The following is a 21687-nucleotide window of genomic DNA, read 5'->3' as shown; positions in this document are numbered from 1 at the left end:
TGCGCTCAAAAACGCCGTTATGTTGCTCTTATTTACCGCGAATGGCAACTTCTCGCGTTCAATGTTTGCGCTAGTGCACACCTGACCACTATCATGCTAATTTATTTGCCGTTGCATTCTGCGACGGTCGTTATGGACGTCACAAGGACGTATAAATGCGATCTCTGCTGCTAACTTTAGGTATTGCCATGTTGTTATCCGGTTGTTCGACCTCAAAAGGGCAAGTACCCGCCCCAGTTGCTGAAAAAATTCCCCATGTGATGACCTTGCATGGCGTAACGCGCACCGATGATTACTATTGGCTGCGTGACGATGAACGCAAAGATCCTAAAGTGTTGGCCCATCTCGAAGCCGAGAATCGCTACACTGCGGCCTATTTTAAACCCTTAAAGCCGCTACAAGATGGCCTTTTTAAAGAATTAACCGAGCGCTTAGTCGCCGATGAGTCCAGTGTGCCGTACCAATGGCACCAGCACAGCTATTACAGTCGTTATAAAGAAGGCGGCGAATATCCGTTAATCAGCCGTAAAGGCGCCGATGGCGTTGAGCAAGTGATGCTCGACGTTAACGAGCGAGCTAAGGGCCATGAGTTTTATGGTTTAGGCGGCGCGAGTGTGAGCCCAGATGAAACCATGTTGGCCTTTGGCGAAGACGTCCTCAGCCGCCGTGTATATCACATCTATTTTAAAGACTTGGCTTCAGGCGACATGATCACCGACGTGCTTGAAAATACTGAAGGTCGCGTAGTGTGGGCGAACGACAACAAGCATGTGTTCTATATCGCCAAAGATCTAAAAACCTTGCTGGGCTATCAAGTGTATCGCCACGAGCTGGGCACTAAGCAATCGAGCGATGTCTTAGTGTATGAAGAACAAGACGATTCATTTTATATTTCACTCGGCAAAACCTTAGATGAGTCGCAAATTGTGTTGTTCCAAGAAAGCACCACGACGAGTGAAGTGTCTATTCTCGATGCCAGCGAGCCTTTAGGTTTATTCAAGCCAGTATTAGCGCGGGAAGAAGGTCACGAATACAGTGTGTCTAAGCTGGGTGATACTTATTACATTCTCACCAACTGGCAGGCGACTAACTTCCGTTTGATGAAAGTTGCCATCAAAGATGCGGCGGATAAATCGAAGTGGCAAGAAGTGGTTGCGCATAATCCCAATGCCCGTATCGAAGATGAGTTAGTGCTCAAGGATTATCTGATTATTCAGACCCGCGAAAACGGCCTGACGCGAATTAAAGTGATGCCGTTCAATGGTCAAAAGCCTTTCGAACTGAGCTTTGATGAACCTGCCTATGTGATGGGTTTAGATGTTAATGCCCAGCAAGACAGCAATAAGTTACGCATTTTCTACTCCAGCCTGACAACGCCAGAAGCCGTATACGAATATTCGCTGGTGAATCCTGATAGACGGGATTTATTGAAACAAGATCAAGTCTTAGGCGGCTTCGATGCCAGCCAATATCGTGCCGAACGTGTATTTATTACCGCTCGTGATGGCGTAAAGGTGCCCGTTTCTTTGGTGTATCGCAAAGATAAATTCAAGAAAGATGGCACTAACCCTCTGTATCAATATGGTTATGGATCTTACGGTTATACAGTTGAACCAGACTTTTCTTCATCCGTTATCAGTCTGCTCGATCGTGGTTTTGTGTATGCCATCGCCCATGTGCGCGGCTCTGAAATGCTCGGCCGCCCTTGGTATGACGACGGTAAGCTGTTGAATAAGCAAAACACCTTCAATGATTTTATCGATGTAACAACGGCATTAACTGCACAAGGTTATGGCGATAAAAACAAGGTCGTCGCCTCTGGCGGCAGCGCGGGAGGTTTGCTGATGGGCGCAATTGCTAACCAAGCGCCGGACAAGTATTTCGCCCTTGCAGCCCATGTACCGTTTGTTGATGTGGTGACGACTATGCTGGACGAGTCGATTCCATTGACGACCAATGAGTACGACGAGTGGGGCAATCCGAACGAGAAAACTTACTTTGATTACATGTTGAGTTACTCGCCCTACGACAATGTCACCGAGCAAGAATACCCACACATGTTAGTGACGACAGGTTTGCATGATTCCCAAGTGCAGTATTTTGAACCCGCCAAGTGGGTCGCTAAACTGCGCGATGTACAGAATAAGTGGTACAAGATGGATGATAAGGTGTTGTTATTCAATGTGGATATGGAAGCTGGCCACGGCGGTAAGAGTGGACGTTATCGTCAATACCAAGACACAGCCCAAGAATATGCCTTCTTCTTGAGTCTGTTAGGTATGGCGAAGTAGGTCATTCGTAAGTGACCGAATCAGCCCTTTGGTACTTGTATATAGTCCGCTGCGCCAACGGGCATTTATACACAGGCGTCACCACTGACGTAGCGCGACGCTTTAGTGAGCATCAGTCGGGTGGCATCAAATCCGCTAAGTATCTGCGGGGTAAAGGTCCATTAACGCTGATGTATCAAGAGCAGGTTGGTAGTCACGGCGATGCACTGCGCCGTGAAATAGCAGTTAAAAAGCTGAGTCGTGCTCAAAAGCTGGCGTTGATTGATATTGTCGATCGTAGTGCGATATAAAAGAGCAAAATCCGGTTAAGTCATTGGTATTTGAATACAATGATTAAGCACAGAGTATTCTGTAAGCTTACATATATTCCAACTCTGTTGCTAAGTAGTAGAATTTAGCAATTGTCGTAGCGATAAATTGTGCCGGTTGCTATTCAATAGGACAAATATAGAGCAATAGTGAGCACTTTCTCGCATCCGAGTAAAGGCAAGTCAAAATCTTTGTATATTTCGGTTCAATTTAATTAGTCTATTCATACTTAGTTGTTTTTATATAAATTACATAAAAACAGTGGGACATCGTAGAATGATGGAGCTGAAATCTATAAGAATACTCGAGTCGCTCCGAATACTGCCCGCGTAACCCATCCAGCGTTTAGTTGAATTTACAAATGTTGAAATATGCGAATGTTCTTAATCATGTTACAGCAAAATAGTTCTGTGAAGGTGCAGGAATTAGTCAAAGTTTCTGTGCTGAGTTTAGTAGAATGAGGAACTTAACTCCTAGATTTGAAGCGGCAGAGCTAAATATGAAGCTACTTTAACTCGAAATAGCTTGATTGGATTGCAGGAGTTTGATGATGAATAGTGAAGTTTTTGAATATGGAAGTCGCTGGTTAAAGGCTGACTTCCACCTCCATACTCGCGCCGATAAAGAGTTTACTTATAGTGGTGAGGAGAACGACTATGCAAACCAGTATGTCACGGCGCTAGCTAACGCTGGTATTGGCCTTGGTGTGATTACCAACCACAATAAGTTCGATCTGCATGAATTTAAGGTTCTGCGCAAGAATGCCAAAAAGTCAGGCATTGGTTTGTTGCCTGGCATTGAGCTATCCATTAAAGATGGACAAGCTGGTGTTCATACTTTAGTGGTATTTTCCGATGAATGGTTTCATAACAAAGAGAATGAGAATTACATCCAAAGTTTTCTTAGTGTTACATTCGCAGGCCAAGCAAACTTTGAACAAGAAAATGCACGATCGAACCATGATATTGTCGACTCTGTTCGAGAGTTAGATAAATTCCATAAAGATTATTTTCTCATTTTTGCTCACGTTGAAGCGCCCAATGGCTTATGGGGCGGCCTTGCACCAGGGCGCATAAAAGAGCTATTTGATAACGCGGCAGTAAGACGCAGAGCGTTGGCTTTTCAAAAAGTGCGAACCCGTGATGAGCGCGCGAAGGTTCTGCAGGTATTAGGTAATTTATACCCAGCGGAAGTGGAAGGTTGTGATGCCAAGAACCTTTCGTATATGGCGGCCCGTAAAGAGGCAAGCTACCTAAAACTTGGTTCATTCAGCTTTGAAGCGGTGAAGTTTGCGCTGCGCGACAAAGCTTCCAGAGTCCGGACCGAGTTGCCCAGCTATAAGCATTCTTATATTCAAAAAATCTGCTTTGAAGGGGCTGGTACTTTAGGTGGCACAGAAATTTGCCTTTCGCCTGAGCTCAATACCCTGATTGGCATTCGTGGCAGTGGTAAATCATCCGTGTTGGAAGGGGTACGTTACGCGCTGAATATTCCCTTTGGCGATAAGTCGTCGGATGTGGAATACAAAGAGAGTCTAGTAAAGCACTTACTGCGCAGTGGTGGAAAAATTACCATCGACGCCATTGACCGCCGCGGTCAGCCCTATCAAATTCGCCGTATATTGGGTGAGCGCCCCGATGTGTATGTGAATGGTCAGTTGCAACCGGGAGTGTCGGTACGTGAAACGGTATTGCATCAGCCGATTTATTTTGGCCAGAAAGATCTTTCCAGCACGGGTGCTGGCTTTGAAAAGGATTTGATTGAAAAGCTACTTGGCGAAGCGCTGGTGCCCGTTCGGCAAAAAATTGAGCAAGGCCGTCAACGTGTGGTTGATGTGATTAATCAGATTAAACGCCTCACCCGAGCGGCAACGCAAAAGCAAGAATGGTTGCAGAAAAAGCAAGATGCTGTATTTAAGCTCAAGTTCTATCAGCAACACGGTGTAGAGAGCAAGCTGCAAAAGCAAATTGATTTTGACCGCGACGAACGCAAAGCGCAGCAAGTTATTCAAGGTGCCGAGCATTATCTTTCTGATCTCAATAGTTTTGTCGCCAGCTTTGAGGATGAGCTAAAGAATCAGGCGTTGTATAAGTCTGCCCAGAATCAGGTGTTTTTTGATGATTTTTTTGAAACTTATCAGCAGTTGATTGCAGGCTTTGATAGCATCAAGCAAACGGTGTTAAATGGTCACAATACTGTTGCGCTATTACAGCAGAAGCTGTCTGGTTTTGTGCAACAAAAGCAGGCGCTGAAGGAAGAGTTCGCGGAGATTGAACGCAAGCTGGCCACAGAGCTTAAGCAAGCTGGTGCACAGGCAATTAGCCCACAGGAGTTTAAGCAGCTTAAAAGCCTATTAGATCAAGCCGAACAAATGATAACCGTGCTAGACAAAAGCGAGCAGCAATATGCGGATTTGAATCAATCGCTGGAACGTGAATTAGCACAGCTTAACGATCTATGGCTGGAAGAGTACCGCACCATTGAGCAGGTGCTGGGCAAGATAAATCGGGTTGATTCTCCACTTAAAATTGTGCCGCAGTTTAAGGCGAATAAAGCCGCCATGCTGAAGCACATACAAGATTTGTATCGAGGGAGCCGTATTCGTGAAGCAACGTTGCAGGGAGTGGTGAATAGTTTTAGTGATTTTGCTGCTGTCTATCGCGATAAAGTAGAAGTAGATATCTTACTTGGTGGTTCTTCTGATACTTTTTGGCAGCACTTTGAAGAACATTTGAACTCTTTATTAACTTGGCAAGTCCCTAATGTGTTCACTATTGAATATCATGGTAAAGCACTGGCACACCACTCTTTGGGGCAGCGAGCATCTGCCTTGATGCTGTTTGTGTTGAGCCAGCAAGAAAATGATGTGGTGATTATTGATCAGCCAGAAGACGATTTGGATAACCAAACCATCTATGATGATGTCATCAAGCTTATTCGAGAGATCAAGCCCTTTACTCAGTTTATCTTTGCAACACACAACGCCAATATTCCTGTACTGGGTGATGCGGAACAGGTGATAGCCTGTGAGTATCAAGATGACCACATCGCGTTAGTCACTGGCAGCATTGACTGTGCTGAAGTTCAGCAACGCATTGTTAGTATTATGGAAGGCGGTGCCGAAGCCTTCGAAAAACGTAAGCAGGTATATGAAGCATGGAAACCGAAGAACTCTTAGCTATTATTGCCAACGGTGAAGACTCAAGGCATCAGTTTAAAGCCACCATTAATAATGAGAACTCATTGGCCTCTGAAATGGCCGCATTTTGCAACTCTAAAGGTGGCTACATTCTCGTTGGTGTAAACGACGATGGATCTATTTCAGGGTTGACTGACGAAAATATCCGAGAGATTAATAATCGGATCTCTAATGCTGCATCTAATAACGTTAGGCCAGCAATAAATCCAATGACTCAAAATTTCACTTTGCCAACTGGGAAGGTGCTGCTAGTAACCGTCGAAGCTGGTTTGAACAAGCCTTACATGGATACTAATGGGTATATCTGGGTTAAAAGTGGCTCTGATAAACGCAGAGTGACAGCACGCGAAGAGCTCCAACGAATGTTTCAAGAAGCAGCACTGATACATGCTGATGAGATCCCTGTAGGCGGAAGTTCAGTTGCGGACATCGACCAAGAGTTTTTTGACGCATTTTTCGAGAGAGAATACAGCGAACGGGTTGAAGACCAAGAAGTATCTCGCGTTCAATTACTTGAAAACATGAACTTGGCAAAAAACGGTCAACTAAACATTTGTGGTTCTCTTCTATTCGCTTCAAGACCGCAAGTACGCTTGCCCGTTTTTATTGTAAAAGCGGTCGCTTTCCCTGGTGTTGATATTGAAGATGAGCATTACATCGACAGTCAGGATATTAACGGCAAACTTTCGGATGTGTTCCAAAAGGTTCTCGGCTTTGTGCTGTCTAACATTCGCCATGTACAGAATGAGCAAAGCATCAACTCTGTGGGTGAGCCTGAAATACCGCGAATAGTGCTTGAAGAGCTTATTGCCAATGCGCTTATTCATCGTGACTACTTCGTATCTGCACCAGTTAAGGTTTTGGTGTTTACAGATCGGATTGAAATAGTTAGCCCAGGTCACTTGCCTAATAATTTAACGATAGAAAATATTAAGATGGGCAACTCAAACGTTAGAAACCCAATTTTGGCTTCTTTCGCTCCAAAAGTGTTGCCATATCGTGGTTTGGGGAGCGGCATAAAACGGGCGATAAGAGCTTACCCCGATATTGAATTTATTGACAACAAGGCTGGCAATGTATTTAAAGCTATTATCAAACGAGTTCAGTAAACAGCGAGCGCTGCTCGGAGGGCTAACTTGCTCAAAGATATGGCACCTTCTGAGATTTTTAGCTCGGTTCTCACCTTACACTTAGGCGCCGTTTAAGGCTAACAGAATACGATTTAGCTCGCGGAATTAAGCACTGTCATGGAAGTGACCGTTCGTGGCATGGATTCCACGGTCGAGCCTATAGGGACATATTCACGGCGAGTCACTGGAATGACAGTGCTTAATAGCTTAACGATTAAATTCCATGATAAATCAATTTTTTAAGATTTCGTCGCCATCAAATTTAGGCCTGATTTTGAGCTGAAAAAGTAAGAATCGAGAGCTAAAAAAATGCCACTACAAGGGGTTAGTGGCATAAATGCATAAGTCGGGAACAAGCTTAAAAGGGTGGGTAGAAGACTGACATCTTGGCTGGGAACCGTTGCAACATCAGTCTCTACGCCGGGAAGTAGGTAAAACCTTTGGGTGTAGGGTAGTAAAACAGCGCGTTATTGCATGCTCACTGGGCCGTCGATTTTGTTAAATTTCACATCGCCAGAACCTGCCGCAAGAATCGTTAATCCCTTAGTGTTAAAGACATTAATGTCGCCTGATCCGTCTGTGATGGTCACAGGACTCTGCACATTGGCGACTTCGATGTTGCCTGAACCATCATCGATGGCGATATTGCCGCGAATATCAGTTACCTTGATTGCGCCAGAGCCATCGTCAATCGTGAGGTTGCCGTTGATTTGACTGACTTCAATGTCCCCTGAACCATCATCAATGCTGACATTGTTACCGCCGTTAATGATGAGTTCACCTGAACCGTCTTTGACATTGATATCTGCTGTCATCTTGCTGATCAAAATGGCGCCTGAGCCGTCATCGATATCCAGTGCTAAATTCGCAGGCACTTGCAGTTTTAGGTCGATATAGGGTGAGTAATTATTAAAACCGCTTTGTTCAAAATCGGCTTTGAGCTTGGCCTTGTTGGCCTTTTTCTCAAGGGTGAGAATGACTTTGCTGTCGTCGTTACTGTAAATGTCGGCGACGAGTTTAATTTGGCTGAGGCCTTCGACACCGATAATTTCGAGACTGCCTGCGCCAGTCTCGGCAATCAGACCTTGTAAGTCTTGGCTATCGAGTGTGAGTTCGCGTTGTTGGTGGTCTAAATCCGGCATGCCAGCGGCGTTGACATTAATAATGCAGCCAGTGAGCGATACCCCTGCGGTAAACACCAATATAAAAGCGAGGGTGAATATAAATGGGCGTAGTGACATGTTAGCTTCCTTGTTTATCAGGCACTCGTTATTCGGGTGAGCGCTGAGTCGTCTTGCGATGGATAAGACATTGCACAGCCCATGCCAATTTTAAGTTTCATTTATAATCAATTGTTTAAGCTGAAAGTGTCCGCGCTTGGTTGTGCGGACATGTCCGCCGAATGAGGGATTTACTCACAGATTAGTGAAATTGCTCATTTATTAAGTTAGCTTGAGCCTCATAGGTCTGGCTGGGCAAACATACAGACAATATAAAAAATACAAAAAATACAAAAAACATAAGAAGGGATGCAGATGGATTATTTAACGACGAACAAGACGGCTTGGGATGCGCGCACTCGGGTACATTTAACTTCGGATTTTTACGATGTGGCGGGCTTCCTGCGTGGAAATACTTCATTACGGGAAATCGAGCTGAGCGAGCTGGATGTGGCAGGAAAAAGTTTGCTGCATCTGCAATGCCATTTTGGCTTAGATACCCTGTCGTGGGCGCGCATGGGCGCTAAAGTACTGGGCGTTGATTTGTCTGAGGTGGCGATTGATGAAGCACAAAAGCTGGCGCAGCAGACACAATTGTCCGCCGAGTTTATTTGTAGCGATGTTTACAGTGTGGCGAGCAAGGTTGAGCCGCAAGATATTGTGTTTACGTCCTATGGTGCCATTGTGTGGCTGCCGGATTTAACCCTGTGGGCGCAGACGGTTGCTGCTTGTTTAAAGCCAGGCGGACAGTTTTACATGGCCGAGTTTCATCCGGCGCAGCAGTTGTTTGATGGTTACAGCTATTTTAATCGGGGTGAGCCAGATATAGAGCAGGAAGGCACCTATACCGAAAATGCCGGTGATGATCAGCAAACCTTAATGTGTTGGTCACACAGTCTATCTGAAGTGATCAATGCGTTATTGCTGGCGGGCTTAGTGTTGGAGTTCTTCCACGAATTCGATTTCAGCCCGTACAACTGTTTCGAAGGGCTCGAAGCCCAAGCCGATGGTCGTTATGTGTTAACACACCAAGGGCAGAATGTGCCCTTGGTGTATAGCATCAGCGCTCGTAAGCCTTCGTAATGCTTGCCGTTTGTGATGGCGAGGATTAACGACTACGGTAAACCGGATACTTAAGGTAACGGTTATCGTAGTAAGGGCTGCGTTCATAGAACCAGCGCAGGCGTGCCTCGGGATCGGCGGCAAATTCGGCGTTGGTCAGTGCCTTGTCGAACTCAGCCTGCAGCTTAGGATCATCTTTTAGCATCTTGGCCGCCAGCGGCTCAACCGCATAATCTTCAATGTATTCAGTGCGGGTGAAGATAGGATTAAAGAAACCCCATTGCAGCAAAGAATCTGGCGATTGCGGCTCTAGCAGTAAAACCGCCAGATCGCCCAGCGGTTGATCTGTGCTGATTTTAATGGTGCCAGCGGGCAGAGTCGTGCTGACTTTCGTCAACTCTGACTCGGCTTTGACCGTTTGACGGCCCTCAAAATCCTTAGTGTTAAACACGGGATTACTGAGTTTATATTGCTGTAATTTAAGCTCTGTCGGTTTGCTCAGGCGCGTCATACGAATGCCGTGTATGTTCAAACGATCAATCACTTGCGTCCATTGAGCCGGAATATAGTAAGCACTCGGGCGAGTGACTTTAATATCGGGCACAGTCTCAGCGAGCACAGGCAGATTTGGGTACAGCTTAGGTTGACCGTTCCAGCGTACCACCTCAGTGCCGCTAATCGGACTCTGCTCCAGCTTGTAATCTATACCCTTAAAGTCCCAACCTTTTGCCAGTGGTGCCGATTTCCACGTGAGGGTGATCAGCGGTGAGGCGCGATATTTATCTTCCTGAATCGCACTCTTAAGTTTTGTCGCCTGTTCGCCCACGGTTTTGAGGGTTTGCTCCAGCATCACATAGGTGCCGAGCACTCTTTGTTTAAAGGGTTTTAAGCTGTGGTTTTCAATCAAAATAGTCGGTAAATGGCGCGCATCACCATAACCGTTAGAGAAGCGTGGGCTAGGATTCCACAGCGACATGCCTTTGGTGATATCGGCGTTATCCACGGCAAAAATCAGCGGGCCGGGAATATGGCCTTGCTCGGTTAATGCCGCTTCAACTGCGGGTCTGTAGCTGTTTTCGAGCCAGCGGTAACTGGCTGGGCTTAACCCTTGGGCGAGGTTATAACCAAAGGTGACATCGTATTGATAGTCGATGCCGTCGGTGACATGCACGTCGATATATAAATCTGGCTGCCAGACGTTGATTGCGCGTAGCATGTGCTGCATTTCTAAGGTATCGGCCTTGGCATAATCGCGGTTAAGGTTGAGATTATTTGCGGTAGTACGCCAGCCCATATTCACAGGGCCACGTTGATTCACGCGATTAAATTCGCCGCTGCGCTCATGGGCATCGACACTAAACATAGGCACAAACAGCAAGTTAGCCTTTTCGAGCAGATCGCTCTTATCGCCTTTGATGATATCCCGCAGCAGCATCATGCCAGCATCTTTACCGTCGATTTCGCCCGCGTGGATCCCTGCCTGCACCAGAATCGTCGGCTTAGTGTTTTGCTTTAGCCGTGCCGACTCATTAATGCCTTCACTGCTGGCGATATACATCCAAATATCGCGCCCCTGTGGGCTCTTACCTAAGCTAACCTTTTGTAATTTATCGGTCTCGCCTGCAAGTTTGTCGAGCCAAGCGATAGTGGCCTCGTAGCTTGGGCTTTCAATACCACTACTTTGTTCAAATGGCGTTGCCCACTCGTTATCGACACTCAACATGAGCGATTCGCTGGCGCCATGCCAAGTGATACTCGGCGGTAAAATGGCATCGTTGACAAAGGTGTTGGCTCGCTCAGGGCTAGGCGCGGGCTCTGGCACTACAGTGGTGGCATCGGTTGCGACAGTCGCAGCGGGTTCGGTTGCTTGGATATTCGCAGCCGGACTTACATCCTGTGGCGCTGTTGCTACTGGGGTTTCAACTGGCGTTTTGTCGGTGACGGTTTGCGCCGCAGCGACTGGCGTTGAGGTTGGCAAATCTGTAGATGCTTGAGCTAAGGTTTTCGCATCGTTGGCAACAGCATCGACAGTGTAGAGACTGCCCGCAGAAAGGCAGGCAATGGCGATAACGGAGAGGGAAAATAAGCGCATGAAAAGAGTCCATATATCGAATTTTTAATAGGACGGTATCTTTTCATTAAACGCCCCGTTAACGCAAGGGCGGTCAAGGGGTTATCTTGGTTCGCGAGAGTGATTTTTAGCTGTGATTCCCCGTGGTAACGGCTTATGAACGCTTGGCAGTTTTGTGTAACACGGTTTGTCCGCGATAAGCGATTTCGATAATCTCGATATCGGCGTAGAGGGCTTCGACGGCGATGGCGAGTTGATAGATAAGCCAGCCGTATCCCGTGAGGGCAAATCCCTGCGCGACTTCATTTGTCAAAGGGGCTGAATTCGGCGTCTGAGCGGCCAAGCTGAGTTGTAATCTGAGTTGCAACTCTTGCCCTAGGGCGGTGGGCAGCGTGGGTAAAGATGCGGTTTTACCTGCGACAAATTCACTCAGCCTTTGAAGATGGGCAGTAAGCTCGGCGGCGACGCGATTGATTTGGTGGTAAGCCTCTTTGTCGGCTTCCTGCCAGCGACTCAAAGGCAACAATTCGAGTAGGGTGATCAGCCGAACCTGTTTATTGACCAATTCCGCCAGCAGTATTTTATGCTTTTTTAAGGTTTGGCTTTCCCACTCGAGGGAGAAAAACAGCTTCTTTTGGGTTAATACCGCTTTCATGGCCGCTTCGAGTTCGGCGCGAAAATCTAAATCATGGTTAGCGGGGGCGTGTAAATGTTGGGTGAGCACCTTTGCCATATTGTCGATGGCATTGGCGAGCTGGCTGCGCCAGTCTTGTTTGGCCTTGATTGGGAAAATAAATAGCGAGACTAAAATAGCAATCACGCAGCCTGAGAGTATGTTGGCTGTGCGCCACAGTGCCTCAGAAGTATCATGGTTAGCATCGCCGACCACTATGATGATGGTAAATCCTGCCACGAGATAGGCGTAGCTGTAGCGTCCCGCCGAGATAAAACAAATCAAGCTGACGGCTAAGATCAGTAGCCCCATAATCAGCCAATAACTGTCGATAGTGGCGACTAACATCACGCCATAAGCAGAACCTAAACAAGTGCCTACCGCCCGTTGCAGGGACTTTTCAATCGCACCACCCACCTGTGGCAGGCTCATCATAATGATCACGATTGTCACCATGCTCCAAATAAAATGTGGCGGCGACCAAATGGCATTAATGGTGACGGCAATCAGCAAGGCGAGGCCAAGTTTAAGGGCATGAATGGCGCGGAAATGGCGATAGATAAAGTCGGCAAAAGGGCTTGCAGGGGCAAAGACGGACATAATGCAACACTCCTTTGGGCTGATGATAGCCAAGCCATTATCGCAGAAAGAGGTCGCGCCCGTGTGGCTTGGCAGATAAAGAAATACGAATTGCGAGGCAGCGCCGTTTGAGCTTAGCCCAAGGCGCCGCCAAGATCACATTAATTTCAATTAAGTGATAATAAATCAGTAGGATAGAGTTCGGTATATCTAACAGCGGGCATAAAAAAGGCTTGAATAAGGGTTGCCTATTCAAGCCGGTATTTGAAGCCTTGAGTGACTGTTTCGCTAGCTTAAGCTGTGCTCGCTATCCGCTTTAACTTCAACTTCTGTGTACTTATCCATGATCAAGGCACAAGCCGCATCGCCAGTAATATTAAGTGCGGTGCGGATCATGTCAAACACTCTGTCTAAGGCAAAAAGCAAAGGTAAGCCATCGATAGGGATGCCAGCCGCTAACAACACAGCCACCACTAAGAATGATGGACCGGGCACACCCGCTTGACCAATTGCGCCTAAGGTCGAAGTGAAGATAATGGCTGCATAGGCTGTCATCGACAAATCGACGTTATACATTTGGGCGAAGAACATGGCGACTAAACCATAGTAAATCGCGTTGCCGCTCATATTGATGGTGGCGCCTAACGGCAGCACAAAGGCCGTGGTTGCCTTAGAGACTTTAAGATCTTCTTCGCAGGTTTCCATATTCACCGGCAGCGTCGCCATTGACGAGGCGGTCGATAACGCCATCACCTGTGGTTTCTTCATTGCCGAAATAAACTGGCGTGCCGAGGCTCTCGAGAAGAGCTGCACCACCAATGGGAAGAAGATAAAACCGTAAATCAGAATCGCGGCCACAAACACGGCGAATAACTTAAATACGACTTCTAAGGCATCGAAACCGAAGGTGCCGACAGAATCGGCCATCAAACCAAATACACCGATAGGCGCAATGATCATCACGCAGTTGATCATCCACACAAAGGCGTCGACGACAGTGTTGAGTGCGGCTAAAATTGGCTTAGCGCCATCGCCTTTAACCTTAGTCAGCGCGATACCGAAGAAGATACTAAAGACTAAGATTTGTAAGATGTTACCGCCGTTCAGCGATTCGAACACATTGGTTGGGATCATGCCGATAAAGGTATCCATTACCCCTGGCAATGCGCCGTGTTCCTTAGTCACTTCCATCAAATCTGGGCTGCTATGGGCAGTGAAATCGACCCCCGCGCCCGGTTGGAACAGATTGCCCATCACCAACGCCAATACTACGGCGATGCCTGATGTCACGATAAAGAAGCCAAAAGTGCCAATGCCTATCTTACCTGCCGATGGGCTATCGCCTAAGCTTGCCGCGCCGCTGATGATAGAAACTAACACCAGTGGTATCACTAGCATTTTGATTAAATGGATAAAAATGGTTCCGAGTGGTGCAAACACGCTTGCACTCTCGCCCATGATAAAACCGACTAGCGCGCCGATAATCATGGCAATAACCACTTGCACACCAATATTGCCTAATAAACTCTTGCTCTTCATTCTTGCGAAACTCCCCAGTAGCCGCAGCATTTTGTGTCATGTAGGCGATTTGAATCTAGACGCCGTAAACCTTAGTGATTAAGGCCTACTCTAGGCTAAAAGCCAATGCCCGACACTTTTTTGTCCGGCTAAAGTACCACAATTGCATAGCAGGGGATTGTGAAACATTACCAACCTTGGTTTCAAAATAACCAAAGTCTAAATCACATAAGTGTTAAGTGATGAATGTTCAAAAATATACATATTAAAATAAATATAATTCATTTTAGGCTGTGATTTTAAGGGTTGGATTGAAGAATTGTGATTTTTACCCTTGCTTGAGCAACGCTATAGTGAGTGCTGATTTGTCGTTGAAGGTGTCGCTCAGTAAATTATTGTTGCGCTTTGGTAGCGTTTCATTTCAGTAACATTGGTTTTCGAATACATTTATTTCCTAGTCCAGCTGACTTAAACAGCAATTCGCCTTCTTTGGTAGTTCTATACTGCCATTAAACTCTTCATCGAACTGATTGTGCGATATCCGTTAGATCGCACATTCCAGCATTAACAGTGGTATACCATTGGTTTCTGCTTGTTGCATACGTTCAGCCATGTCTGTTGGACTCAGGCCAGGATGGATAGGAATAAGCTTTTTTGATGCCAATAATGGTTTGAGTTCAGCGCAATTTACAGTTTTGTCAATGCTGATGGTCTTTACGTTAAGTTCGATTAAGCTTGGCCAATTATTTGAGCTAATGCGGCTGAGGAACAGGCTATCGAGTTTTATGTTTTTACCAGAAAAGTCAGTTACCTTCATATCGGTCAGCATTAAGGTTTTAAGATTATTACTGTTCAGATTACCGAGTGCGCTGAGCGTGCCACCTTTTAAGCTTAGGGTGTCGAGATTGTTAAAGGCGCTGAGATCTTGCAACGTCACTATGTCAGTGGGATTAAATTGGCAGTTAAGTAGGCTGAGTTCTTGGCTCTGCTGAATAGCGAAGAGTTTAGTTTGTTTTTGGATACAGTCATTAAGTGGCATATTGCTGAATTTAACGGCGGATATCGGTTGTGAAATTACAGTAGCGAGCTCCGTTTCAGGCTCATCAGACTCGCTATTGTCTGGCTCAATATCCTCTTCGAGGGCTTGTTCATCTCCCATATCATCGCGTGTTGGCGCATCATCTTCAGCCATTTCATCTGCCATATTTTGTGATGCAGTTGGGTGGGGCAAGCCCTGTTTAGCCGCAAATGCATTAATAAAGGCGTTGGCTATTGCATCCCCTTTTTCGCCTGTGAGTCCATCGACAATAGCCGGTGTATCATCGCCTAAAACACAGAGCCGAAATCGATGGAACAGACTCGTTAAGGTGTTTACCCGTGTCTGATTAATATTCATGTCCATTAAGGCTGGAAAAGCGTCGCCTAGGTTTTGGAGTTTAGGGTAAGTGTTGAGCCTATCCACATAGGCGTTGAGCTCTTTGATTTGTGCTCTGAAATCTGCCACAAGTTCTGGTTGATGGCATTGACTCGCATGCGGAACTTGCTGCTGTAATTCTTTAAAATACCTAAGGTACTCATTCGCTAACGTAAGTTGTTGCTTTGCCTTAATCGCCAGACGTTGAGGAATGCCTTCCCTTATAACGGCAAGTGCATCACCTTGGTGGCGATCTAACGCATCGTCAATTCTGTCCTCTGGTGCTGTTTCCCCTAATGCAATGGCTTGCTCTATGAGTGGTACTGTTTGGCTGTCAAAAGTCGCCAAAGCCTGATCTCTATCCAGCGCGGCGCTAGCAGGAAAAATACTGCAGGCAAGTAAACTATATAGGGCAATTAAAGAGAGAAACCGAGGGTAGTGGGCTGATGGCAAAATAAACGTCCTTGTGATGAAGCTGCTCTTGGCGAAGAGAGTGATTAAGTGTTTGACATCAATGTCAGGTTGCCGTTTTTTTAGTCAGTTATTTTTGCGTGTGGAGCCCGTCTCCTCAATCACGCTAAAGTATTAACTTTTGTTAGGTAAGGTTTGGTTAAAACGGCAGATTATCTTCGAAATACCATTTACCAGCAGCTTCAAACAGAATGCAGTTCACGCTTCCTTTTTGTTTTCTGCCATCAGGTCTCACAAAGTAAAAGTTATAATGCAAATCTGCCATGTTTGTCATATCGGGATATTGCCCTATGTTATCTTTACTTGGGTCTCGAAAACTGGATTCTTGCTCGGAGAATACGATTTTATCTAATGGAATTTGACCGAACATTTCATTTTTATAACCATTGATGCTAAGCATGGCCATCTTCTTCGCTAACTTACCCTCATTCCATGTCTGTAACATGGGATGAAACTCTTTAATCATGGCATCCATTTTGTTATCGCGAATATCCTGCATCATTTTGTCACAGCGGGGTTTTAGCTCGGCAATTAATTCAGCAGGTAACTCTGAACCAGTGGCGTACATGGGGAATATCGCTGCAAGCCCTAGCAGTAGAGATATAGGTTTACCGAGTTTAAATAGGCAGAGTTTCTGTAATTTCATATGAGTTCCAATATCAAGAGTGTTATGCCACAGGGTTGAGCCCCGTATTGCTGACTTATATTTCGTAAGAAATACGCGATTTCTTCTCTGCTTGTCATCGCTGTGCTGTTACAAACAGGGGAAGGTATTTCTGTAATTGAAAATAATCACATAGCGTTACTGCATCAGCTTGCGAGTGCGCCATGGTTCTAATTGGTATCTCATCATTTCGGGTAGTTATCTCGCTATAACGTACTGAGTAATTTGTTCACTGCATCGCCTGCCGCTGCGACCCTCTGAAAAAAAGGCGGCTGATTAAACGTTTCGGGTTGTGTAATGTGGTTACGAATATAGTCTTCGAGTTGTTTAACTTCGGGTAGAGATTGGGTTTGTACAAAGAATGATTGATAGTCAGGGATGGATGTCGTGCTTTTAATGCCACTAAATTGCCAAGCACGTGATACCGCTGTAGTTGCATAATCAATAGTGATTTCAGACTGACCATAATAGACGGCATTAAGTATTTGTTGTTCGCCTAAGAATACCAATATTTGGTCGTAACCTTTGTTGGAGACTGGCAGTAGTAACTCTCTTTGAACACTAAAAAAGAGGGAGTCTTCATTATCACTACCCATTGATAGCGCAGATAATGTCGAGGCGTTGAGGGATACATCAGAGGCTATTTTTAGTAACACTGAGCTACCTACTTGTACATTAAGGGTATTGCTCTTGCCGTAGGTATTTTTGACATATAACTCTCCCGAAACAGCGCTATTGGGAATATCAAAAACTAATTCACTTGGGTTGATTGAGCGGGGCGCAATTTCCTGTCCAAGGAAAACCACTTTAGTCTGTTCATTAAAGCGGCTGCCTTTCAGTAATATTTCACTGCCTGGTTTAGTACGGAGAGTTGTTTGCTCGAGTATTATGGGGATATTTTCATTACGATAAAGGATATCAATACCATTGGCGCTGATTAGATTTGAAGCAACAAAATACATTTCGGTTGCGTCCTCTGGCAAAATGAAATCCACACTTGCATCTTGATTGACTTTGACTGGCATATTAATTGGTTCACCAGACTTACGGGCAAATACAAGTAAACCGTCACTCAGGCCATCACCCAATATTCGATGTTTTTTATTCGCAATTAAAACGTCTTTTATTGGAGTCTGTCCATCATGTAGATAATAGATAGTTCTAATTTCTGTATAATTTTCAGAAGGGTAGGTCGCAGATCTTATTCGTGAATGAGGTTCTATATCATTGACATCTAAAATAAGATCATCGTCGTCATCGAGATCGATGAAATCAGCCAGTGCATCGCCATCAAAATTGAGCGGAGATTGACTATTCTTACCTACTTCCATTGCATCCAATACCGAGTTTCCATCGGCATCAAGGTCAGCAAACGCTGCTAATCCGTCATTATCTAAGTCAGTCGCACCCTCCAAGCCATCTTTTATTCCATCTGCATCAGTATCATCATCGAGCCAGTTGGGTAAGCCATCTCCATCGACGTCATGCAGCATCAGATTGTCAGATTGAAATACATAGAACTCTTCCCCGTCATAAATACCATCATTATCAGTATCCTGAGAATAAGCTTCAAAACCGAAGGCTGGTTCTATTGCGTCATCAATGGCATCTACGTCATTATCAAAAAATGCCGCTATCTTGTAGTTAAAATCAGGCCTGCCGCGGAAAAGTTTGTCATTGATTACCAGATAATAAACGCCTGATGTCCTCGGTTTTACTTGGATTGCGCGCTTATATTTTCCGACAGGCTGATAGTTTGGTGCCCATGCAAGGATAGCTAGTCCCTCGCTATCTAACACAGCCATACCTGGTGAGAAATCATGACTTTGGGAAGATAATAAAAACGTGACTGATTTGCCTGCCTCTAGTTTTATCTGGTAAAAATCGAGATCATTGACTTGTTGCACAACCCCAGAAATACGCGATGGAATTTGTTGGACATGATTTGCAACATCTTGATTATTATTGAACTCTTCTTCAGTAACTAAGGCGTACTGATTTTTATATTTATCAAACGGATAATCATCCAATTCATCTGGCACCCCATCACCATCTTCATCTTTATTTTCCCAAGTGCCTTGGTTTTCTAAGGGAGCAACCGTTGTTGCTTGTGTCGATAGCGGCAGGGCTAGAAAGGTGAATAAGGATAGAGCAAGGGCAGAGTGAGGTAGTCGCAAAATAAACATCCTTGTGATGAAGCGGCTCTTGGCGAAGAGAGTGATTAAGTGATTGACATCAATGTCAGTCTGTCGTTTTTTTAGTCAGTTATTTTTGCGTCTAGAGTCCATCATCACAATCACGCTAAAGTATTAACTTTCTGACCAGAATATGTCGTTAGTCATCAGTGCATTATTCATCTTGCCCGTTTCCGGTTTTAATCACTCAGTAATGGAATTGTACAAAACTGTGATAGTGCTTGCCCCAGCTTTTTTATTTGGTGCAAGTCACCATATTGAAATTTCAATGGTTCAATTTGAGTATCCATCACTACCAACAAATCATACCCATGGGGCTGGCCGAGACGTTGCTGTATTTGAAATGCTGCAATGTGGTTGATGGGGATGACTTGTTGGGTTAGCGGATAGAGCGAACTGACGTTAATGGTGATTAGTTGTCGTTCGAGATCAAACTGAATACGCCTACGAGCAAATAGTAGATGCCAACTAAGAAGTGCAATGAACGACCAGATAATCACTTCGGCATAGGACCAATGCTCAAAACCTAGCGCGTTAAATAAGGTGAGTGAAGCGACTAGGCTTGCAAAAATCCAGCGCCCAATGGTTTGCGCTCGAGTTTTAGCCATGATTGCTATGGTCGGTGAGAGTTGTTTAAAGCGCATAGCTATTGGCTTCCAATAAGCTTCATCGCAAAGCCAAACGCCATAATAAATGGCAGCGGATAAAACAGTTTAAGTATTAACTTAGGGGACCAAAGTGGTTCGATAACTGCCGAAAGCGGACGATGAGCAAGGTTGCCATTCTCTTTAACGTCAGTCGCCTGTGCGCTATATCCATCGACTGTGTTGATGGTGTCGACCTCTTGCACTAGCGGTTTATTCTGATCATTTAGCGAGAGTGATGCGATAAGTGGTTCATTCGATGAGAGTATGTCTAACTCACGAATATTGGGAAATTGGGTGATTTGCTCTTTGGCAGGAAGATTAAATGTCTGTGCAAAGAACATCATAGCTTGAGTGGTATCGGTTAAACTGCCGATGGGGTACACAAGATTGTGCAACTTAAGCTCATATTGATTTCTGTTATAGCTATCGTGGCGCAATAGTAACTCGGTAGATTTCAGTGGGGCTAGGTAGGCTTTTTCGAAGTGATACCCCAAAAATTGTGATTGTACAAAGCGTTGCTGACTTGGATTATCGAGCACTAAATGCTGCTTGAGCGCCCAGAGAATGAGCATTACAGGTAGCAACAATGCCACCACAAACTGGTAAAAAGTCTGCTCACCGCCGTCGAGGGTGATCGCCATGATAAGAGATGCCGAAAGTGGCAATAGTCCCAATAATGCTAACCCTCGACGAACATAATGGCTCTTAGTTGCAAGGCGAAGCTGTTCAGGTAATCCATCAGGATTGATAAATCTTTGAGCTTTTTTAGATAATTGCGAATACTGCATCACTACCTTGCCTTTATGTCGTTGGCTGTTTTAGGTCACTTACGGCAATTTGGAGAGGAACCAACCTTTTGGTGTTTCGACAAATTTGCAACTGACCGAGGCTTGATTATTGGGGCTGGTGATCAGCAGGTTAACTCTTGCTTCTTGGATAGCGCCTTTTTGCCGTTTAAATTCGTCTGCTGTGCTATAGCTCACCCCTTTGGGAGTAATTTCATCCATGGTTCGGTCAACATACCAGCGCTTGTGGGAGCGTTGCAAAATCTCGCCAGCATATTCCTGTTCTTTTTGAGTTGGTGCGTACGGCATAAGAGCGATAAAGGCCGCTAGGTTTTGGGTCTTAATAAAATCGAAAGTGCCTAAGCAGCGTTGGGTTAATTCATCGTCTAATTTTTGATTTACTGCTTGCACACATAGAGGCATAAATAAAAGGGCGATTATGGATAGAGCGCGGGCAGAGTGGGGTAGTCGCAAAATAAACATCCTTGTAATAACAGTGAGTCACGGTGAACAGACAGGCTAAGTGATTGACAACTAGACCTGTTTACCAGTTTGTTCGTCAGCCATTTTTGCGTGTAGAGTCCATCTCCTCAATCACGCTAAAGTATTAACTTCACAACTAGAATTAGCCATTGCTCAACAATGCTTATTCATCTTGCCAAATCCCTGCCTAAGTTGGTGGGCATAACGCTAAATAGCGTAACTTTATAGTAGAGTCATTCGTCGATTTGGTTTCTGTTAAATCTACAGAAAATACTCTTTAAACAGCAAGCCTGTTACCGCCACTAAGGCGACTAAGGGAAAAGCGACGAATATGCTGCGAGCGACAATGGTTAATGAGTGTCGACGCTTTTGCAGCGTGATTGGATAGTCGAAGTAGACCAGCAGGTAAAGCAGAGGCTTAATCGGAAAGTAGAGGCTCTTTAAGCTGATTGATTTGTCCGATTGCAGCGTGATGATTAGCTCACTGACATCATAGGTGGTGCGCAGGTCGCGCGTGCTGGGCCAAAATCGAACGCAGATTTGCTTTATGTCTTGTCGCTGAATTTCCATCGGACCAGCTTTGGTCTCGATAAGATGACTGCCGGGGATATTGAGTCGTTTGGCGTTAATCTGACAGACATGCTCTTTCACCCGACCATAAATGCTATCGATGAATAGCTTTTTGAGCAGCAGACTACCCAAGATGGTGCCTATACTCAGCGCCAACCAGATTTCAGGGAGCATTAGTTGGGGATTGATAAAGGGTAAGATGGCCAATGCCAGTGGCCCAATGAAAAAGAGCATCTCTAAAGGCAAGGGAAGTGGGTAGAGTAGCCTTGATGACTTAAGGCGAATGTCACTGTCGCTAGTGAGTTGATTTTTCCCTTTGAAATCAGTGGTACCAAACCAGGGGGTATCGTCAAGGGATAGCTTTTCCATGCTTGTCAGGTTCCTTTTAAATTGAGGGAGCTAGTGA

15 protein-coding genes and 2 pseudogenes are annotated in these 21687 nt (G+C 45.3%); 6 read left to right on the top strand and 11 right to left on the bottom strand.

From position 1 onward, the window contains the following. The first annotated feature begins 155 nt into the window (after window positions 1-155). The 5 genes and pseudogenes from NE536_RS04865 to NE536_RS04850 all read left to right on the top strand — a co-directional run bounded on the left by NE536_RS04865 (window position 156) and on the right by NE536_RS04850 (window position 6908). Complete coding sequence (locus NE536_RS04865; RefSeq protein WP_261271966.1) at window positions 156-2291, top strand: S9 family peptidase; 2136 nt, start codon at window positions 156-158, stop codon at window positions 2289-2291. Window positions 2292-2311: 20 nt separating this feature from the next. Further along, window positions 2312-2581, top strand: a pseudogene (locus tag NE536_RS04860) (GIY-YIG nuclease family protein); the annotation flags it as partial. 437 nt (window positions 2582-3018) lie between these two features. Beyond that, window positions 3019-3114 (top strand): annotated as a pseudogene (locus tag NE536_RS22960) (hypothetical protein); the annotation flags it as partial. 36 nt (window positions 3115-3150) lie between these two features. Further along, window positions 3151-5778, top strand: a complete 2628-nt coding sequence (locus NE536_RS04855; protein WP_342455070.1) for a TrlF family AAA-like ATPase — start codon at window positions 3151-3153, stop codon at window positions 5776-5778. Next, window positions 5757-6908 (top strand): RNA-binding domain-containing protein, encoded by a 1152-nt coding sequence (locus tag NE536_RS04850; protein ID WP_261271964.1) that lies wholly within the window; start codon window positions 5757-5759, stop codon window positions 6906-6908. The genes NE536_RS04855 and NE536_RS04850 overlap by 22 nt, the downstream gene beginning before the upstream one ends. Before the next feature lie 488 nt (window positions 6909-7396). On the opposite strand, the gene NE536_RS04845 is transcribed toward NE536_RS04850, so the two are convergent. Then, window positions 7397-8170 (bottom strand): DUF4097 domain-containing protein, encoded by a 774-nt coding sequence (locus tag NE536_RS04845; RefSeq protein WP_261271963.1) that lies wholly within the window; start codon window positions 8168-8170, stop codon window positions 7397-7399. A 294-nt stretch (window positions 8171-8464) separates the two neighbouring features. Here NE536_RS04845 and NE536_RS04840 point away from each other — a divergent pair, with 294 nt between their 5' ends. After that, a complete protein-coding gene (locus NE536_RS04840; RefSeq protein WP_261271962.1) occupies window positions 8465-9232 on the top strand; it encodes a class I SAM-dependent methyltransferase in 768 nt (255 codons plus the stop codon). Window positions 9233-9257: 25 nt separating this feature from the next. Here the strand turns inward: NE536_RS04840 and NE536_RS04835 are convergent, their stop codons facing one another. The 10 genes from NE536_RS04835 to NE536_RS04790 all read right to left on the bottom strand — a co-directional run bounded on the left by NE536_RS04835 (window position 9258) and on the right by NE536_RS04790 (window position 21650). Next, window positions 9258-11303 (bottom strand): M14 family metallopeptidase, encoded by a 2046-nt coding sequence (locus NE536_RS04835; RefSeq protein ID WP_261271961.1) that lies wholly within the window; start codon window positions 11301-11303, stop codon window positions 9258-9260. A gap of 133 nt (window positions 11304-11436) precedes the next feature. Further along, entirely contained in the window at window positions 11437-12555 is a 1119-nt protein-coding gene (locus NE536_RS04830; protein WP_261271960.1) for an FUSC family protein, read from the bottom strand. 267 nt (window positions 12556-12822) lie between these two features. Then, window positions 12823-14073, bottom strand: coding sequence for a dicarboxylate/amino acid:cation symporter (locus tag NE536_RS04825; protein WP_261271959.1), 1251 nt, complete (start codon window positions 14071-14073; stop codon window positions 12823-12825). 523 nt (window positions 14074-14596) lie between these two features. Continuing rightward, on the bottom strand, window positions 14597-15919 hold the full coding sequence (locus tag NE536_RS04820; RefSeq protein ID WP_261271958.1) for a hypothetical protein: 1323 nt from the start codon (window positions 15917-15919) through the stop codon (window positions 14597-14599). Window positions 15920-16076: 157 nt separating this feature from the next. Further along, a complete protein-coding gene (locus NE536_RS04815) occupies window positions 16077-16583 on the bottom strand; it encodes a hypothetical protein (RefSeq protein ID WP_261271957.1) in 507 nt (168 codons plus the stop codon). Window positions 16584-16807: 224 nt separating this feature from the next. Beyond that, window positions 16808-18778, bottom strand: coding sequence for a hypothetical protein (locus tag NE536_RS04810; protein WP_261271956.1), 1971 nt, complete (start codon window positions 18776-18778; stop codon window positions 16808-16810). Between the two features lie 197 nt (window positions 18779-18975). Continuing rightward, window positions 18976-19440 carry a hypothetical protein gene (locus NE536_RS04805; protein WP_261271955.1) on the bottom strand — a complete coding sequence of 155 codons (465 nt, stop codon included), beginning with the start codon at window positions 19438-19440 and terminating at the stop codon, window positions 18976-18978. Window positions 19441-19442: 2 nt separating this feature from the next. Then, complete coding sequence (locus NE536_RS04800; RefSeq protein WP_261271954.1) at window positions 19443-20234, bottom strand: hypothetical protein; 792 nt, start codon at window positions 20232-20234, stop codon at window positions 19443-19445. A gap of 36 nt (window positions 20235-20270) precedes the next feature. Continuing rightward, the gene (locus NE536_RS04795; protein ID WP_261271953.1) at window positions 20271-20702 is read right to left on the bottom strand and encodes a hypothetical protein; all 432 of its coding nucleotides are present in this window, start codon (window positions 20700-20702) and stop codon (window positions 20271-20273) included. 270 nt (window positions 20703-20972) lie between these two features. Next, window positions 20973-21650 (bottom strand): hypothetical protein, encoded by a 678-nt coding sequence (locus tag NE536_RS04790; RefSeq protein ID WP_261271952.1) that lies wholly within the window; start codon window positions 21648-21650, stop codon window positions 20973-20975. Window positions 21651-21687 lie beyond the last annotated feature (37 nt).

The organism is Shewanella septentrionalis (assembly GCF_025370265.1).
In the GTDB taxonomy this organism is placed as follows: Bacteria; Pseudomonadota; Gammaproteobacteria; order Enterobacterales; family Shewanellaceae; genus Shewanella; species Shewanella hafniensis.
This window is presented reverse-complemented; position numbering and strand designations above follow the sequence as displayed.